At 36.6% G+C, this 17,326-nt stretch carries 15 protein-coding genes; 7 read left to right on the forward strand and 8 right to left on the reverse strand.

Translation table 11 applies throughout. From position 1 onward, the window contains the following. Positions 1–16 precede the first annotated feature (16 nt). The 5 genes from AC23ME_RS06995 to AC23ME_RS07015 are packed head-to-tail and all read left to right on the forward strand — an operon-like array spanning position 17 to position 6,668. Positions 17–2,350 (forward strand): Rv1355c family protein, encoded by a 2,334-nt coding sequence (locus AC23ME_RS06995; RefSeq protein WP_487727041.1) that lies wholly within the window; start codon positions 17–19, stop codon positions 2,348–2,350. Next, positions 2,337–3,053: a hypothetical protein gene (locus AC23ME_RS07000; protein WP_487727042.1), complete on the forward strand. Its 717-nt coding sequence runs from the start codon at positions 2,337–2,339 to the stop codon at positions 3,051–3,053. Before AC23ME_RS06995 ends, AC23ME_RS07000 begins: the two co-directional genes overlap by 14 nt. Beyond that, positions 3,050–5,173: a sensor histidine kinase gene (locus AC23ME_RS07005; protein WP_487727043.1), complete on the forward strand. Its 2,124-nt coding sequence runs from the start codon at positions 3,050–3,052 to the stop codon at positions 5,171–5,173. The genes AC23ME_RS07000 and AC23ME_RS07005 overlap by 4 nt, the downstream gene beginning before the upstream one ends. 6 nt (positions 5,174–5,179) lie before the next feature. Next, entirely contained in the window at positions 5,180–6,259 is a 1,080-nt protein-coding gene (locus AC23ME_RS07010) for a hybrid sensor histidine kinase/response regulator (RefSeq protein WP_487727044.1), read from the forward strand. Next, positions 6,249–6,668 (forward strand): response regulator, encoded by a 420-nt coding sequence (locus tag AC23ME_RS07015; RefSeq protein WP_487727045.1) that lies wholly within the window; start codon positions 6,249–6,251, stop codon positions 6,666–6,668. The genes AC23ME_RS07010 and AC23ME_RS07015 overlap by 11 nt, the downstream gene beginning before the upstream one ends. Positions 6,669–6,691: 23 nt before the next feature. Here the strand turns inward: AC23ME_RS07015 and AC23ME_RS07020 are convergent, their stop codons facing one another. After that, positions 6,692–7,087 (reverse strand): hypothetical protein, encoded by a 396-nt coding sequence (locus AC23ME_RS07020; RefSeq protein ID WP_487727046.1) that lies wholly within the window; start codon positions 7,085–7,087, stop codon positions 6,692–6,694. 253 nt (positions 7,088–7,340) lie between these two features. On the opposite strand from AC23ME_RS07020, the gene AC23ME_RS07025 reads away from it, so the two are divergent. After that, the gene (locus AC23ME_RS07025; protein ID WP_487727047.1) at positions 7,341–9,695 is read left to right on the forward strand and encodes a DUF2339 domain-containing protein; all 2,355 of its coding nucleotides are present in this window, start codon (positions 7,341–7,343) and stop codon (positions 9,693–9,695) included. Then, positions 9,673–10,905 (forward strand): DUF3999 family protein, encoded by a 1,233-nt coding sequence (locus AC23ME_RS07030; protein ID WP_487727048.1) that lies wholly within the window; start codon positions 9,673–9,675, stop codon positions 10,903–10,905. Before AC23ME_RS07025 ends, AC23ME_RS07030 begins: the two co-directional genes overlap by 23 nt. 85 nt (positions 10,906–10,990) lie before the next feature. Here AC23ME_RS07030 and AC23ME_RS07035 read toward each other — a convergent pair whose 3' ends face one another. The 7 genes from AC23ME_RS07035 to ccoS form a co-directional block, all read right to left on the reverse strand. Next, positions 10,991–11,689: a sulfite exporter TauE/SafE family protein gene (locus AC23ME_RS07035; RefSeq protein ID WP_487727049.1), complete on the reverse strand. Its 699-nt coding sequence runs from the start codon at positions 11,687–11,689 to the stop codon at positions 10,991–10,993. Beyond that, the gene (locus AC23ME_RS07040; RefSeq protein ID WP_487727050.1) at positions 11,686–12,114 is read right to left on the reverse strand and encodes a FixH family protein; all 429 of its coding nucleotides are present in this window, start codon (positions 12,112–12,114) and stop codon (positions 11,686–11,688) included. The genes AC23ME_RS07035 and AC23ME_RS07040 overlap by 4 nt, the downstream gene beginning before the upstream one ends. A gap of 73 nt (positions 12,115–12,187) precedes the next feature. Beyond that, positions 12,188–13,567, reverse strand: a complete 1,380-nt coding sequence (gene ccoG, locus AC23ME_RS07045) for a cytochrome c oxidase accessory protein CcoG (protein ID WP_487727051.1) — start codon at positions 13,565–13,567, stop codon at positions 12,188–12,190. Between the two features lie 194 nt (positions 13,568–13,761). Further along, positions 13,762–14,682, reverse strand: coding sequence for a cbb3-type cytochrome c oxidase N-terminal domain-containing protein (locus AC23ME_RS07050; RefSeq protein WP_487727052.1), 921 nt, complete (start codon positions 14,680–14,682; stop codon positions 13,762–13,764). Continuing rightward, on the reverse strand, positions 14,669–14,854 hold the full coding sequence (locus tag AC23ME_RS07055) for a hypothetical protein (RefSeq protein WP_487727053.1): 186 nt from the start codon (positions 14,852–14,854) through the stop codon (positions 14,669–14,671). Before AC23ME_RS07055 ends, AC23ME_RS07050 begins: the two co-directional genes overlap by 14 nt. A gap of 5 nt (positions 14,855–14,859) precedes the next feature. Further along, on the reverse strand, positions 14,860–17,001 hold the full coding sequence (ccoN, locus tag AC23ME_RS07060; RefSeq protein WP_487727054.1) for a cytochrome-c oxidase, cbb3-type subunit I: 2,142 nt from the start codon (positions 16,999–17,001) through the stop codon (positions 14,860–14,862). A gap of 74 nt (positions 17,002–17,075) precedes the next feature. Beyond that, a complete protein-coding gene (gene ccoS / locus AC23ME_RS07065; protein ID WP_487727055.1) occupies positions 17,076–17,264 on the reverse strand; it encodes a cbb3-type cytochrome oxidase assembly protein CcoS in 189 nt (62 codons plus the stop codon). Positions 17,265–17,326 lie beyond the last annotated feature (62 nt).

Genomic DNA, 17,326 nt, shown 5'->3' on the forward strand with positions numbered 1-17,326 from the left:
TTTTTAGAATACAATAATGTATAATACAGAAGCTTTATCCCCTCCGTTGCACGCACTTATAGCGCAGACACAAAAAAGTAAAGATTTATATAAGCCCCTAATCCTAAGGCTTTCCGAACAAGAAGATAGATCACAATTTGAACAAATCATAGCTCAAGCGAACGGGCTGCAGGTTTTTGACACTATTAGGGAACAAGTTGCAGAACTCCTAAAGTGTATTAAGCCAACGGCAGCTTTCCTATCAAAAGATGAATTCCAAAATGCGGTAAGCGAGAAATTAGGCAATAGCGAAGCCTATGGTGTTTGGGTATATTATCCTTGGTCTAACAAATTAGTACACCTGCTAGATGAAGCAGAATTTGTAGTGGTTAGAACGAACCGAAATAAACATAAAATCACAGAAAAAGAGCAGCAAATACTTAGCACAAAAAAAATTGGCGTAGTTGGTTTGTCCGTTGGACAGTCTGTGTCTTTAACATTAGCAATGGAACGTGGCTTTGGCGAATTACGAATTGCAGATTTCGACGAACTAGATCTAAGTAACATCAATCGGATTAGAACTGGAGTTCAAAACATCGCCCATAAAAAAACAGTAATTGTTGCTAGAGAAATAGCAGAAATAGACCCATTTTTATCGGTAGTATGCTATGACAAGGGGGTTACAGACGAAAACATTGAAGATTTTTTAACTGGCAATGGAAAATTAGATTTACTTATAGACGAATGTGACAGCTTCGATATTAAAATAAATGCTAGAAAAATAGCAAAGCAGCTTCAAATTCCGGTATTGATGGAAGGAAGTGACCGCGGCACTATAGACATAGAAAGGTTCGATTTAGAGCCCGAACGGCCAATTCTTCATGGTATGGTGGCCCATCTCGATATGAAGAAGTTCAAGGATCTGAAGTCATTCGATGAAAAAATACCTTATATCACCGCAGTAACAGGCTTCGAAACACTTTCTACGAGAATGAAGGCCTCAGCTGTGGAATTGATGAGTTCAATCTCTACCTGGCCCCAATTAGCCAGTGCAGTAACTTTTGGCGGAGGTGTTAGCGCAGATCTTTCACGCAAAATATTGCTTAATAACCTAAAAGTTTCGGGCAGATTTTTTCTAGACCTCGACGAGTTGATTAGCGATCCAATTCCGGAGACTATATCTACTGAAGAAGAAAATACAGCAGCTCCACTAAGTACAGAACAACTCAGCACTTTTATTAAAGAAAACAATCTGGGCATATTTACTGAAAACAGCAAAGATCTTTCTGAAGTTGAATTGGATCTATTAGTAGAGGCAGTAAAGCTAGCTCCGTCTGGAGGTAATAATCAACCTTGGCGACTGCACTACCAAAACAAACAACTTCATTTGTTTTTAGATGAAAGTACTGCCCTAGCCTACCTAGATCCACAATTTGTTTCATCCTACACTTCTATCGGCGCTGCCATAGAAAACTTGTTGCTAAAGGCAGCAACGCTTAACCTAAAAGCAGCATGGAAACTTACTCCAGAATTTGCGCCTAAGCATTTGGCAGTATTTGCTTTTACCAATAGTACCACTAAAGCTACAGAAGAAGAAATTCTACTAGAAAAACAGATACCACTTAGACACACCAACCGAAAAAGCCCTGCACAAAAAGACGAACTAAGTGATGAGCACATCAGTTATTTCACTGATTTGGTAAGCGATACTGAGGGAGCGAAACTTACATTCGTCAAGGATTTACCAAAAATCAGAAAGCTGTCGGAAATTGCAACCGCGACAGATCTGTTTAGGATATTTATTCCTGAAGCTCATGAGGATTTCATTACAAGAGAAATGCGCTGGACTGTTGAGCAAACAAATGAAACTCAGGATGGTATTGGCATACACACACTAGATCTAACCAACAATGATCTACTCGGAATTCGCTTACTACAGAACAGGAAAATGATTGATTTTCTTGAAGAGATTAAAGGCGGCGGTGCTTTCAATAGATTGCTATCCCAACAATTCATGAGCTCATCCGCAATTGGTTTAATTACCATGCCAAACAACGAAGTAAATTCTTGGATAAACGGTGGTATTGCAGCAGAAAAACTATGGCTGGGTGCTACTTCAAAAGGCTTACAGATACACCCAGTAAATGTACCTCTATTATTTTTCTACAAAAACTCAATAGAAAAAGACAATACCATATCAGATGAAAGGAGACAATACTTAACCAACGCAGAGCAAGAGCTAAATCTTATTTTTGACAAACCAGAAAATCAAACATCAATCTTTATGTTTAGAATTTTCGAGGCAAGCCCATCTCCAGAAAGAACTATCAGAAAGTCGAACAATAAAATTTTCTCCATTGGAAGAGCATAATTCAAATATCAAACATATTAAGTTTACCGCATTTAGAGCGGTAGAAGATAGAGACGCCTGCATGCAGTTTGTTGACGGTCACAGGCGTGTTTTGGAAATTTTCGGGATTACTCAAATCACTTCGGCTCGAGCAGATTGGATCCTAAATCCAGATGTGTATGTTATGTTAGTAACCGATGCAGAAACAGGAAAAGCACTTGGTGGTGGTCGTGTACACAGAGCAAACAGAATAAATGCACTTCCTATTGAAGAAGCTGTAGGCTACATGGACGAAAAAATATATAAAATGGTTGATGACCATACAGATGCGGGAACTGGAGAAGTTGCTGGCGTTTGGAATTCGTTCGAAATTGCAGGATTAGGAATAGGTAGCAACCATTTAAGCACTGCCTGTGTTGCCTATGCAAAATTCATTAACCTTACTACCCTATTTGGTCTTGCCGCACCTGCAACTTATAGAAATGTAATTAGAGGTGGTTTTCAAGTAGTTAAAGAACTAGGAAACGACGGAAAATTCTACTATCCTAAAGACGATATGACTGCAACAGTAATGTTTAACCACGATATCGTAAATTTACCCCTTACAACCGAACCTGAAAAAACAAACATATTAGATATGCGACGTGATGTTATCTCTACGAAAAACATCATTTCAAAACAAAATGAAGAAATAACTCTTCTATTCGATTTATCAAAAACATGATCAACAAATCCATCCGAAAAACTCTCACCCTTTCGGTACTCCTTGTTTGGAGTATATGTTGCTTTGGAGCGACCCAAAACCAATTTCCTTTTAAAATTCAATACTTAAAAGACGAAAGTGGCAAATTGGGGCTTAACCAGCTACCGAAAATGAGCTTTGATGAGGTAGAAACCGATATTTTAAATTTCGGAGCAAGTAGTGCCACATTTTGGATCAGATTAACAACAGACCATAACCTAATATTTAACAACAATTTAATTTTTGTAGAGCAATCTCGTTTCTCATCTGTTACTTCGTATTATAAATTACAAGATCAAAAGCTCATTTCTAAGCCAATTTACAGTGTTTTTAAAGATGGCGACAAGAAAAACAATCAAGGTTATGCATTTACACTTCCAAATAAATTCAGCGTTAATGATACCATTTACCTGAAATTAAAACCACATGAAGTGTTCATTACAAAAATCTCTATAGTTACCGAAAACCAACTATTAGAAAAACATGCCACTAGAGATATCATCTTTGGTATTTACACAGGGGTAATGCTTATTATGTTTGTGTACAACTTGTTTCTGTTTGTTGTAGTTAGAGATAGAAGTTACATATTTTATGTATTCTACATTTTATTTACTTGGCTAGCGCAGATTTCAATACAGGGCTATGGCTTGCGCTATATCTGGGAGCTCAATTCGTTTATTGACCAAAACTCCGTCATACTTTATTCCCTTTTAGGTTTGATTTTTGCCTGTTTGTTTACAATATCATTCCTTAACACGAAATTATTTTCGCCTTTATCACATAAGCTTTTCAATATTTATTTGATATTGGTTTTGATAAACTTCGGGGTACTATTCACATTAGGAGGCAATATTGCATTTGTAGTAATGCAGGTGCTAACCTTATCAGGTGCTGCTATTGCAATGTATGCTTCATACCACGTTTACTTCAAAAAACATTTTAAACCCGCTGGTTTTTATTTAATTGCATGGTCAATTTTATTGGTTGGCGCAGTGTTTTTTGTTTTAAAAGATTACGGAGTTATTCCTTACAATACCTTTACAACCTATTTGCTACAAATAAGCTCGGCCATAGAGGTAATGTTACTTTCTTTTGCACTTGCTGATAAAATAAACTACTTTAAAAAGGAAAACGAAACCGCACAAGCGCAAGCCCTAAATGCATCGCTAGAAAACCAAAGACTAATTAAAGAACAAAACGTAGTATTAGAGCGAAAAGTTAAAGAACGCACCGAGGAACTTGAAAGTGCTAACGGAACGCTTAACGAAACGCTTCACAATTTAAAATCTACGCAATCTCAATTGGTAGATGCCGAAAAAATGGCGGCCTTAGGTCAGCTTACCGCAGGTATTGCACATGAGATCAACAATCCCATTAACTTTGTAACTTCTAATGTAAAACCTTTACAGCTAGATATCGACGATCTGAAAGAGATCATTAACAAATATGAGAAGATTGATCTAGAAAAAGATGTGAAGCCTCAAATTGAAGCGATAGAAGCATATAAAAAACAGATCGATTTAGGCTTCATCAATAACGAAATCACTTCTTTGTTGTCGGGCATTAGCGAAGGCGCTAAACGTACAGCCGAAATCATAAGAAGTTTACGGAACTTTAGTAGGGTTGACGAAACTGACATGAAGGCAATTGACCTTAACGAAGGACTTTTATCCACGTTGGTTTTAATTAGAAACACCCTACCAGATAACCTTACCGTGGTGAAAGACCTTGGTAATCTTCCAAAGGTTGAATGTATGCCAGGAAAAATCAATCAGGTATTTATGAATTTGGTTTCTAATGCGGTACAGGCAATTAAGAGTAAAGAGGTACAGGAAGAAGAAGAGTTTTTAACCATCCGCAGTTGGTACAGCAACCAGCAAGTATTCATCAGTATTAAAGATAGTGGAACAGGGATGAGCGATGAAGTGAAGCATCGTATTTTCGAACCTTTCTTTACCACGAAAGACATTGGTGAAGGCACGGGTCTAGGTTTATCTATTGTTTTTAGTATTATCGAAAAACATAAAGGACATATTGAAGTTATTTCTGAAGTTGGAAAAGGAACTGAATTTATTATTATATTGCAAGTAAATATACTGTAACGGCAAATGAGCAATCCTACTGTACGCGTTTTATACATAGATGACGAAGAAAATAATCTTCAAGCTTTTAAAGCGAGCTTTAGGCGGCAGTATGAAATCTACACAGCTATTTCTGCAGCGGAAGGTCTACTGATCTTGCAGAGTATAGATATTCATGTTGTGCTTGCCGATCAGAAAATGCCTAACACTACTGGTGTAGAGTTTTTCAAAAGCATTGTAGAAACTCACCCCGATCCTATCCGAATTCTATTGACTGGATATACGGATATAGAGGCCTTGGCAGATGCCATAAACCATGGCGATATTTATCGATACATTACTAAACCTTGGAACGATCTTGAACTGCATAATTCTATCAAAAATGCTTACGATGCTTACAAAGCGAAAATAGATTTACGCAATAAAATTTCGGAGCTTGAAAAGACAAATGATGAGCTTAATCGCTTTATTTACAGCATTTCTCACGAACTTAGAGCGCCTTTAGTTTCGGTAATTGGCATCATCAACCTTGTTAAAATGGAAGGTTTGTATGATTCTAGCGGCGAATATTGGGGGTTGATCGAAACCTGCTCAAATAAACTAGATTACTACATCCAAAAAACACTTCAATACTACAAAAACGCAAAAGACGTTACTGACCAAACCGAAATAAACTTTAATACATTAGTATCCGAACTAGTTGAATTACACAGTTATTCTGATAAAGACACTTCGTTTAACGTAAAAATTAATCAAAACGAAAAATTTATTGGCGATGCGTATCGTATTGAAGTGATCATGAGCAATCTCATATCAAATGCTATCAAGTATCAAAAAGCTGGCGAAGTAAATAAAACAGTAAATATAGAAATAGACGTTGATGCGCACAACGCACATATTGACATTAATGACAATGGTATGGGCATTTTGAAAGAGCATCTAGAAAAAATATTTACACAGTTCTTTAAAAGCAAGATGCACCACGGCAGCGGCTTAGGTTTATTTATAGTTAAAGAAGCTTTGAATAAGATTAACGGTACTATTAACGTTAATTCAAATATAGAAGATGGTACAACTTTTAAAATAACGATACCAAATGCCAAATAAGACAGGAAAAGTGTTATTGATTGACGACAATGATATCGATTTAAAAATCAATTATAAAATAATTAGGTTATCGGGTTTCTTTGAAGAAATTGTTTCTGTTCAATCGGGAGAAGAGGGGCTTGAATATATTAACAAGAACTTAGATACCCCAGAATTGTGGCCAGATTTCATTTTGCTCGATATTCAGATGCCAGAGATGGATGGTTTCGAGTTCCTAGAGATTTACAAAAACTTTCCACGTCCATTTTTAGATCATTGCAAATTGGCAATTTTATCATCTACTTTAGACTTTGGCGATATCAAGAAGGCCGAAGCAAATCCCTTGGTGATTAAATTACTAAAGAAGCCGCTTTATCCTCACGAGCTTCAAGAATTGCTCAATAAACATTCTACATTATTAGGTATATAAAAAAAGTCCCAATCGGGACTTTTTTAATCTAGTTCAATTTCCAAATTCTGGAAAATACACTCCTTATTTATCATTTCAAACTCTAATTTTTTAACAAGCACTCCACTTTCCGTTTTTACTTCAATTTCATGTTTACCTACAGGTATTTTTTTAAGCACAAAAACATTAGCTAAATTGTTAGGCTGGCTTAAAACACTACAATCTTCGATATAGCTTGGATTTATATTTGGCACAGGAACAAACTGGCCACATTCTTTGCCATCAATAACAAAACGCAGTTGCAAAAAGTCGTCGCCTACGTAGCTTATAGCTACCGCATACTGACCAAACTCCTTGTTAATGTTATCCTTATCACACCCACCAAAAAGCAAAATAGAAAACAAACTTAAAAATAGAGAGGCGTTGGTTTTTTCCTTCATATACCTACAAATATGCGGAATAATTAACATAAAATTAATACTCACATCTTAGTATATTTAAAAGAAAAATACCTCTTTTTTAGGTATTAATACATATTACAAGAAAATTATCAGACAAAATAGATCAAACAAAAAAGTGATAACACAACTTTAAGCTATACCACATCTTTAACGAATAAGAACTAAAATAAATTTTGAAATAAATTCGCTAACCTTGCATTATTGAGTGCTATTTTATTGAATAGAAAAACTAATGAATAATTCTGAAAAAATAAATCTGTTGCTTGCAAGAATTGAAAATCTGTCTATCAGACAGCAAAGCTTCGAGGCTGAAATAGCAGCATTAAGAAAAGAAGTAAATGCCTTACAATTTCCTCAGAAACCAGAATTAGAGGAAGGAATTAATAAACCACCATTTCCACCTGTAAAAGTTAGCGCATCTTCTACTCCCACTCCTATTGTTGAGAATGCAACACCCCGACCAATTACCCCACCCAAATTTCAACAATCAAGTTTTGCTGATAGGTTAAGCAGACAAAACATGGTTAAATCTGATTTTGAGAAGTTTATTGGCGAAAATCTAATCAGCAAAATAGGCATACTTATTTTAATTATCGGTGTTGGTATTGGTGCAAAATACGCTATCGATAATCAGTTAATTAGTCCACTAACACGTATTGTGCTAGGTTACCTAGTTGGCGCAGGTTTGTTGGCATTTGCTATTAAACTTAAAACTAAATACGAGAAATTTTCTGCAGTTTTGGTAAGTGGTGCTGTAGCTATTCTGTATTTCATCACCTATACCGCTTACGATTTTTATACACTCATACCGCAAGCAATGGCATTTGCTCTGATGGTAGTTTTCACTTCGTTTACAGTAGTTGCTGCTATCAAATACAACCGACAAATTATTGCTCATTTTGGTTTGGTAGGCGCTTATGCGGTTCCGTTTTTACTGAGCGATGGTTCTGGCAAGGTAGCTGTGCTGTTTACATACATGGCTATTATTAATGTAGGCATTCTAATTATAAGCTTTAAAAAATATTGGAAATCTTTACTTTACGCTTCATTTGCACTAAGTTGGCTCATATTCTTAAGCTGGATGATTGGCTCTTACGTGGCGAGAGACCATTTCCAACTTGCCCTAGTTTTCTCAGCAGTATTTTTCCTTATTTTTTATATCACTAACCTCGCCTACAAGGTGAGTAAAAAGGAGATATTTGGAGTTACCGATGTTATCCTACTGCTTTTAAATAGCTTTATTTATTACGGAATTGGCTACTTTCTTTTATCTGGAAACAAAATTGGCGTAGAGTTATTGGGCTTGTTTACATTAGCCAACGCAATCATCCACTTTGTGGTAGGTGTAATTATTTACAAAAAGCAACTGGCGGATAAAAACCTATTCTACCTTATTTTAGCAATGGTAATTACTTTCATTACCTTGGCTGTTCCGGTGCAGCTAAACGGTGGATGGGTTACTATTTTCTGGACCGTAGAAGCTGCAATACTGTTTTACCTTGGCAGAGTGAAAAAGATAATGATCTACGAGAAATTATCATTTCCACTAATATTCTTGGCGTTTACAAGTCTATTGGAAGATTGGTCGGCTACTGGAAATTGGTATAACGACATCATTATTACACCATTTTTTAATGTCATCTTTTTAACCGCTGCTATTTTTATAGCCAGTTTCATTTGGATATTAAGCGTGCACCGGAAGAATACAGAAAAGGCAGTAGAATGGACATGGATGAGAGATATTTTAACCTATGCTATCCCTGGAATGCTGCTCGTTGTTACGTATTTTTCTTTCGAGATAGAAATTTCGAGATATTTTAACAACCTATACCAAACAACTAAGATCAATCTAAACGCTAACAAAAGTAATCTAGATGACCAATACCGTTTTAACTACAATTACCTTGATATTAAGAACGCTTGGATTTATATCTATACTTTGGTTTTTGCAGCTGCGCTTACCATCATCAACATTAAAAAACTTAAAAATAACCAATTGGCAATAGCTAATTTGATTATCAACCTTTTGGTAATCTTTTCGTTTTTAGTAAGTGGATTATATATTTTAAGTGAGCTGAGAGAGTCTTATTTAACGCCACAACAGTACTTTGTGATCGGTTCATTTAATGTTGGCATTAGATATTTAGCCATTGCATTTTTTGCACTGCTAATCGTACAACTTTATCAATTGAGAAGCTCTGGTTTGCTAAAAAAAGACATCAAATTGTTATTGGATTACGTTGTATATATTTCTACGCTGTGGATCATCAGTAGTGAACTAATTAATATTATAGAATTGATGAGAGCAGATGGAAGTTATAAACTAGGTCTAAGCATTTTATGGGGTGTTTATTCGCTGTTTTTAATTGGTGTTGGATTAGCAAAGAACAAAAAACACCTACGTATAGGTGCTATGGTTTTATTCGGCATCACACTTATTAAACTTTTCTTTTACGATATTGCTTATCTGAGCACCATATCTAAAACCATCGTATTTGTATCATTAGGCGTATTGCTATTGATCATTTCATTCCTTTATAATAAATACAAACATTTAATTATTGATGAAGCTGAAGTTAAAAATTAAGTTATTGCTAGCACTATTGGTTTGCTTTACTTCTACACAAGCGCAAACCAATACTTATCAATTGAAGAGGCAAATTACGGGTGTAAATGCGAATTGGCATAAACTCACAATACCTGATGATTTATATCAAAAGGTGAATGCCGATTTTGAAGACCTGCGGATTTTTGGCACAAATGGAAAAGACACCACAGAAGTGCCCTACATTTTGAAACAGCGAGCCGAACAGGTAATTTCGAAGAAGGTTGATTTTAAACCTGTTAATGAGAGTGAAACTGCTGAAGGGTATTTCTATACATTTCAGTTAAACAGTTCTGCTGTTATTAATCAAATTGCGCTGTCTTTTAAAGAAACGAATTTCAATTGGTTAGTGAAGCTGGAAGGCAGCAACGATAATAGAGAATGGTTTACAGTTTTGAAAGATTATCGCATTTTATCCATCAAAAACAGCCAAACAGATTATCAATTTACCAAACTCAGTTTTCCCGATTCGAAATATCAATACTACAGGTTATTGATTAAAAGTCCCAAAAAACCCAGTTTGTCAGAAGCGCTGATTAACAAAACGGATACGGTAAAGGGTGTTTACACTGATGTAAGGTATCAATCTTATGAACTTAAAAACGATGCGAAGAATAAGGAAACCATTATTGAGGTTGGGATAAAAAATGCTGTTCCAATTGCCTTCCTAAAGTTAAATGCACAAAGTGATTTTGATTTCTATCGCCCTATCAGAATTGAATATGCGACAGATAGTTTCAAGACTGAAAAAGGCATTCAATACAATTTTGCTACCATTTATGATGGCACCATTAGCTCTTTGGAAAAACCAGAATTCAATTTTTCTAATGTTGTTACCAATAGACTTAAAATTACGATATCCAATAATGACAATAAGCCTTTGCAATTAAGCGGCCTGCAACTGAAAGGCAACATATATGAGTTGATTGCCCGTTTTGATGACCTAAATGCAAATTATGTGGTGTTTTACGGAAAAACAGATGCAGTATCGCCTAATTACGAAATCGAAAAATTTGAAAATAAAATCCCGTTAAATTTAACTAACGTTGATGTTGGCGAAGAGCAGAAAAACCCATCTTATGCAGTTAAAACCGAAAAACCTTTATTTGAAAATAAACTTTGGCTTTGGAGTTTGATGGCAGTGATTATTGCGTTGCTGGGTTTCTTCTCTTTTAAAATGTTGAAGAATTAAGTTAGCCACAGATGCACAGATTTAATCTATAAAATTAAATTAATTGATATATATTATTTCTTATCTGTGCATCTGTGGCAAAAGACTAATCACACCTCTCTACATCACCGTAGGTAGAATGTGTATGCGGTGAAAGAAAAGGAATATCCAAGTGTGCAGAGCGCAGAATAAACAACGCACCAATGAATAGTGCAAACCAAGGTATCAGTTTTTGACTATTAAACCTGAAGTACTTTTTAAGGTAAACGCCACCTAACGAAATGACAAGCATTAATGGTGTGGTGCCTAAACCGAAAAGCAGCATAAAACTTGCACCAGATTGTGATGTACCCGAATTAAGTGCTGTTGCTAGTGCTAAATAGACCATTCCGCAGGGAATTAGCCCATTGAGCATGCCTGCAAAAAAGCCCCAGAAAGGAAGTTTAAACACTTTACCCATTAGCTTGCTAATGGGCAGTACCATTTTGTTTTGTAGCTTTTGAAAAGAGCTTACATATTTACCGCTCAACTGCGCTATTGTAAAAAGTATCAATACAATCCCAATGGTTAAACTCAGCGTTTCTTGTTTAGCAAAAACAGCGAAAGTATTGCCTACCAAGCCAACCAGCAAACCTAGCAAAGCATAAATTGATATTCTTCCTAACTGATATAATGTTACTTGCAATACATTTTGCCAGCTGCTTTTTCTGTCCAATGGCAAGCCAAGTACAATTGGTCCGCACATAACGGCACAATGTACACTTCCCAAAAAACCCATTAAAAAAGCAAGAGGCATCAAACTCATATCGTGATATCTTTGGTAAATAGGTATTCCTTACCGTTAGAGTGCCATTCTAATTTCAAAGACCAAAGTCCTTTATCTAAGTTAGCTGTTTCGATAACAATTAAATTTTCGTTTCCCACAGTTTTACCGCTACTATTTACGTCTTTCTTTTTGGCTGATGGACGCATCAATGTAAGCTGATAAGCTGCTGCATCTTTCAGCTTTAAAGTGATTTGGTTTTGTCCAATTGTAATCTCGGGACTTGCATCATCGTTTAAAACATTGCTCTTGGCAGTATATTCTTTATCGTAATTAATGCCTTTTTCGTAGTAATCTTCTTCCACCAAGGCATCTTTATCGTGGTTTTTAAACATGTAAACCACCATTCCAATAATGAACGACATGAACAATGCCATTCCTAAAATTAATTTCGCACCCCAATTCATATATGGAAATCTTTAATTGTTTAATTGTTGGTTAACTGAAAACTGCCTATTGCCGACTGTTAACTGCAACTGACTATGGTTGTGAAAAGAACGTTGTACTAGTTTCACTAATCACCTTTCCTTCAACCTCCAGTTCAAATTTAACTTTACTTTTAAACTCTTTAATATTTTTTGGCTGTTTGATTAAGAAGAAAGTTAAATGTGCCGAACCTTCCCTAGGTAAAATTGTGTCTGTTTGTATCAACTCAATCTTGTCATTTACATCCGTAGATCTAAATATAAATTTGATGTCTTTGTTGGTTTTATTAATTAGCTCGGCATTGTACAAGTTAGCAATACTGCCATCTGGTCTTTTTTGATATAAGGTACCGCTAGCTCTTAAAACTGTGGTTTGCACATCTTCTCTTTTATAAATCAAGGAAGAAAAGATGATCATTACTACCGCCAAAACAGCAGCATATCCCCAAGCCCTTACGCCTAATTTAAACTTATTTCTGTTCTGTATAAAATCATGGGTATAAAAACCGATTAGCTTTTCGGGTTTACCTATTTTGATCATCACTTCATCGCAAGCATCTATACAAGCCGTACAGTTCACACACTCTAGCTGTGTTCCCTGTCTAATATCAATTCCTGTTGGACAAACCTGCACACACAAACTGCAATCAATACAATCACCTTTTAAACTTTGGTCTAAGCTTTTTTGAATACGACCACGAGGTTCGCCCCTGGTTTCATCGTAAGCTACAATTAAACTCTTGTTATCTAACAAAACGCCCTGCAATCTACCATAAGGGCAAATAACCGTACAAACCACTTCCCTCACATAAGAAAAAACACCGTAGAATATGAAGGTGAAAATACAGATCGAAATAAAACCTACAGTATGTTCGCTAATAGGTTCGGTAATGATTTGGTATAATTTATCGGCACTAATGATGTAAGCTAAAAAGACATTAGAAATAAGGAAGGATATCGTCAAAAATAGAAAATGCTTAAATCCTTTTTTGAAAACCTTCTCTGCATTCCATTCCTGTGCATCTAGTTTCTTTTGTTGGTTGGCATCGCCTTCTATCCAATACTCAATTCTACGGAAAACCATCTCCATAAAAATAGTTTGCGGACAGACCCAACCACACCATAACCTACCTAAAACTACAGTAAAGCAAACGATGAACAACACCAAAATCAGCATTGCTAAAGCAAAAAGATAGAAATCTTGTGGGGTAAAAATGAGCCCAATAAATACAAATTTGCGTTCTAGAAAGTTGAACAACACCAGTTGTTCGCCATTAAGCTTAACAAATGGACAAGCAAACAAAAGCAAAAGCAGTACGTAGCTCACCCATTTCCTTTGGTTGTATAATTTACCAGAAGGTTTTTTAGGATAAAGGAACGCTCTGCCCCCGCTCTTAGCGCTTTCTTTTTTGTTATTGTTTTGGGATTTTGCCATCTCTATATCTTTCTGCACTTATTCTTAAAAGCTTGCTCTGTCATCTCTTCTAGCAATGACAACAAAGGTTACGTCATTTCGACCGTAGCGGAGAAATCTTTGGACTATCCAAATGAGCATATTCAAAGATTTAACTCCGTTGATTTTCAATTCTCCATTTCGTTGCACTCCAGTCGAAATGACGTGCTACTATGTTAATTCGCTACAACTTCCGCAGCTGGGTCATATTTTTCGCCTTGTGGTGCTTTTGCATTTGCAGGTTTAGTACCTTGTAACGAGATAATGTAATTAGTAACGGCACTAATATTAGCCGAGCTCATATTTTTCTCCCAAGCTACCATACCTTTTTCTGGCGCACCGTATTTTACCAATTTAAAGATATCCTTCACGCTACCACCGTGTATCCAGAATTCGTCGGTTAAGTTTGGTCCTACCAAGCCTTCGCCAGCAGCTCCGTGACAAGCAACACAATTAGCATCAAAAACACCCTTTCCTACTGCAATTTGCGATGGATCTATTTTCACGGAATTTTCATCAACAGACGAAGTAGATTTTGCTAAAAATTTCTGCTTTGCGATATCGGCCTTCGCCATTTCTGTTTTGTACTCGTCGTCCTGTCTTTCGCCGTGGTTACCAATGTGGTAATAATACATGTAACCCGCAGCAAAAACCAATGTGCCGTAAAACAATACGTTAAACCAAGCTGGGATAGGATTATTTAGCTCTTTGATACCATCGTAAGAATGTGGGATTTCTAAATCCTTCTCTGCCGAAAGTGGTTTTAAACTCAATAACTTATTCCAAATACTAGGTTTCTCACCATTTTGTTTTATCCACTCTTCATATTCTAAAGCCCTTTCCACTTTTGTTTTATAAGGCGTTGGATTTTTGCTTTCTTGGTATATCACCTTAAAACTTTTATACAAAGTGATGGCAACAAACAACAGGATAATAGAAAATACCAACAAAGTAACAATTAGCAGTTCTGTAGTGCTGATACCCAAAGATGGTTCTGGAATAACTACCTTAGCTTCTTCTTCGGCGGCTGCAGCTTCTTGCGCAAACGAGCCGAAGGTTGTAGCCAATAACATCATCAATAAACTAAACTTCTTCATATCCGTCTGTTGTTTGAGGTTCGTTAAAAGGTAGGTTACTCATTTCTGCAACTTGTGCTTTACTCATTTTGATAAGGTAAATGCCTACCATAATGAAGAAAATCATAAATATGAGCAGTGATGCGATGAGATAAAACTCACCGCCTGCTAGGTCTTTTATTTGCTTAAACATAATTTTTACTGGTTAGATGGAATAGTAGTTTTGTTCGCTTTGATATCGGTACCCATACGTTGTAGGTAAGCAATTAAAGCAATAATCTCTCTGTCACTTTTCACGTCGATGTTGTTCTGCTTCAAGTCTTTCGCAATACCCTCAGCCTGTTCTTTCAATTTAGCTTGTGCCACTTTGTCGAAATTTTCTCTGTATGGTACGCCCAATGTTTGCATAGCCCTAATTTTAGCCTCAGTCATGCTGATATCTAATTTTTGGGTAATTAACCAAGGATAAGCTGGCATGATACTTCCTGGCGACATTGACGTTGGGTCTAACATGTGGTTGTAGTGCCAAGCGTTAGAATATTTACCGCCAATACGGTGCAAATCTGGTCCGGTACGCTTACTTCCCCATAAAAACGGATGGTCGTAAACAAACTCACCTGCTTTACTGTACTCACCATAACGCTCAGTTTCTGACCTAAACGGACGGATAGTTTGAGAGTGACAGTTTACACAACCTTCTTTGATATACAAATCTCTACCTTCTAACTCGAGTGGAGAATAAGGTTTAACACTAGCAATAGTTGGTACGTTACTTTCGATAGTAAAGGTTGGCATCATTTCTACCATACCGCCAATTAAGATCACAATCATAGAAAGTACCATGAATTTCATTGGTTTACGTTCCAACACACGGTGCCATTTTTTATCGGCTGGATCTTCGTGAGTAATTTCCTTTTCTAATGGCATTGCTTCTGCTTCCTCTTCTGCAACCAATTTGCCTTTCAACATGGTTTTAGCCAAGTTGTAAGTCATCGCGATAGCGCCAATTAGGTACAATGCACCACCAATAGAACGCAGAACGTGCATTGGTATAATTTGTAGCGTAGTGGTTAAGAAGTTGGCGTATTTTAACAAACCTTCATCTGTAAACTCTTTCCACATTAAACCTTGCGTAAAACCAGCCCAGTACATTGGGATAGCGTAAAATAAGATACCCAATGTGCCAATCCAGAAGTGGAAAGAAGCTAATTTTTTAGAGAATAATTCTGTTTTATAGATACGTGGGATTAACCAGTACAGTACGCCGAAAGTTAAGAAACCATTCCAACCTAAAGCACCTACGTGTACGTGAGCTACAATCCAATCGGTAAAGTGAGCTACGGCGTTAATTTGCTTTAATGATAACATCGGTCCTTCGAAAGTAGCCATACCGTAAGAAGTAAGTGCTACCACCATGAATTTTAGCGTTACATCTTCACGAACTTTGTCCCAAGCGCCACGTAAGGTTAACAAACCGTTAATCATACCGCCCCAACTTGGTGCAATTAGCATAATTGAGAAAGCTACGCCTAAAGATTGCGCCCATCCCGGCAAGGAAGTATACAATAAGTGGTGAGGACCAGCCCAGATATAAATGAAAATTAACGACCAGAAGTGAAGAATACTTAATTTATAAGAATATACCGGACGATTAGCCATTTTAGGCAAGAAATAGTACATCATACCCAAATACGGCGTAGTTAAGAAAAACGCAACCGCATTGTGTCCGTACCACCATTGTACCAAGGCATCTTGCACACCGGCAAAAACATAGTAACTTTTTAAGAAAGATATTGGCAGCTGAAATGAATTTACGATGTGCAACACAGCAATAGTTACAAACGTAGCAATATAGAACCAAATGGCTACGTAAAGGTGTCTTTCTCTACGTTTGATAATGGTACCGAACATATTGATACCGAAAACTACCCAGATTAAGGTAATTGCAATATCAATTGGCCACTCTAACTCCGCATATTCGTGTGATGAGGTAAAACCTAAAGGCAAAGTTATAACCGCCGAAACGATAATTAATTGCCAACCCCAAAAGTGAATTTTACTTAATGCCGTACTAAACATTCTTGCCTTTAGCAAGCGTTGTAACGAGTAATAAACACCCATAAAAATGGCGTTACCCACAAAGGCAAAAATTACTGCATTGGTGTGTAATGGTCTAATACGACCAAAAGTTGTGTACTGGTTGCCCAAGTTCATGCTTGGCGAAAACAGTTGCGTGGCGACAAGTAGTCCGACTAACATTCCGATGATGCCCCAAACGATGGTTGCAATACCGAAATCTCGTACAATCTTGTTGTCGTAGGTAAATTTTTCTAGCTGCATAATTGAATAGAAATAGAATTTGTAATGTTTATGACAAAGTTATTACAGTACGCTAGCACTGCTGATGATTAGCATTAGTCGGAAATGTGATCTTTATCACTTTTTTCATTAGGGTCATTTTTCACCTCATCGTCGAAGAGAATTCTAACACTTGGCGTGTACACATCATCGTGCTGACCGCTTTTGAGTGCCCAAAAGAAGGCTCCCAAAAAAACCAGTGCTACGAGCACGCTGCAACCGATTAAGAAATAGAGTATGTTCATGATTTATTGGCCGATTGTTAAATTGTTTTATTGTTGGTTAACTGTTTAAATTGCTTAATCGG

Source organism: Pedobacter sp. T50_32, from assembly GCF_057652195.1.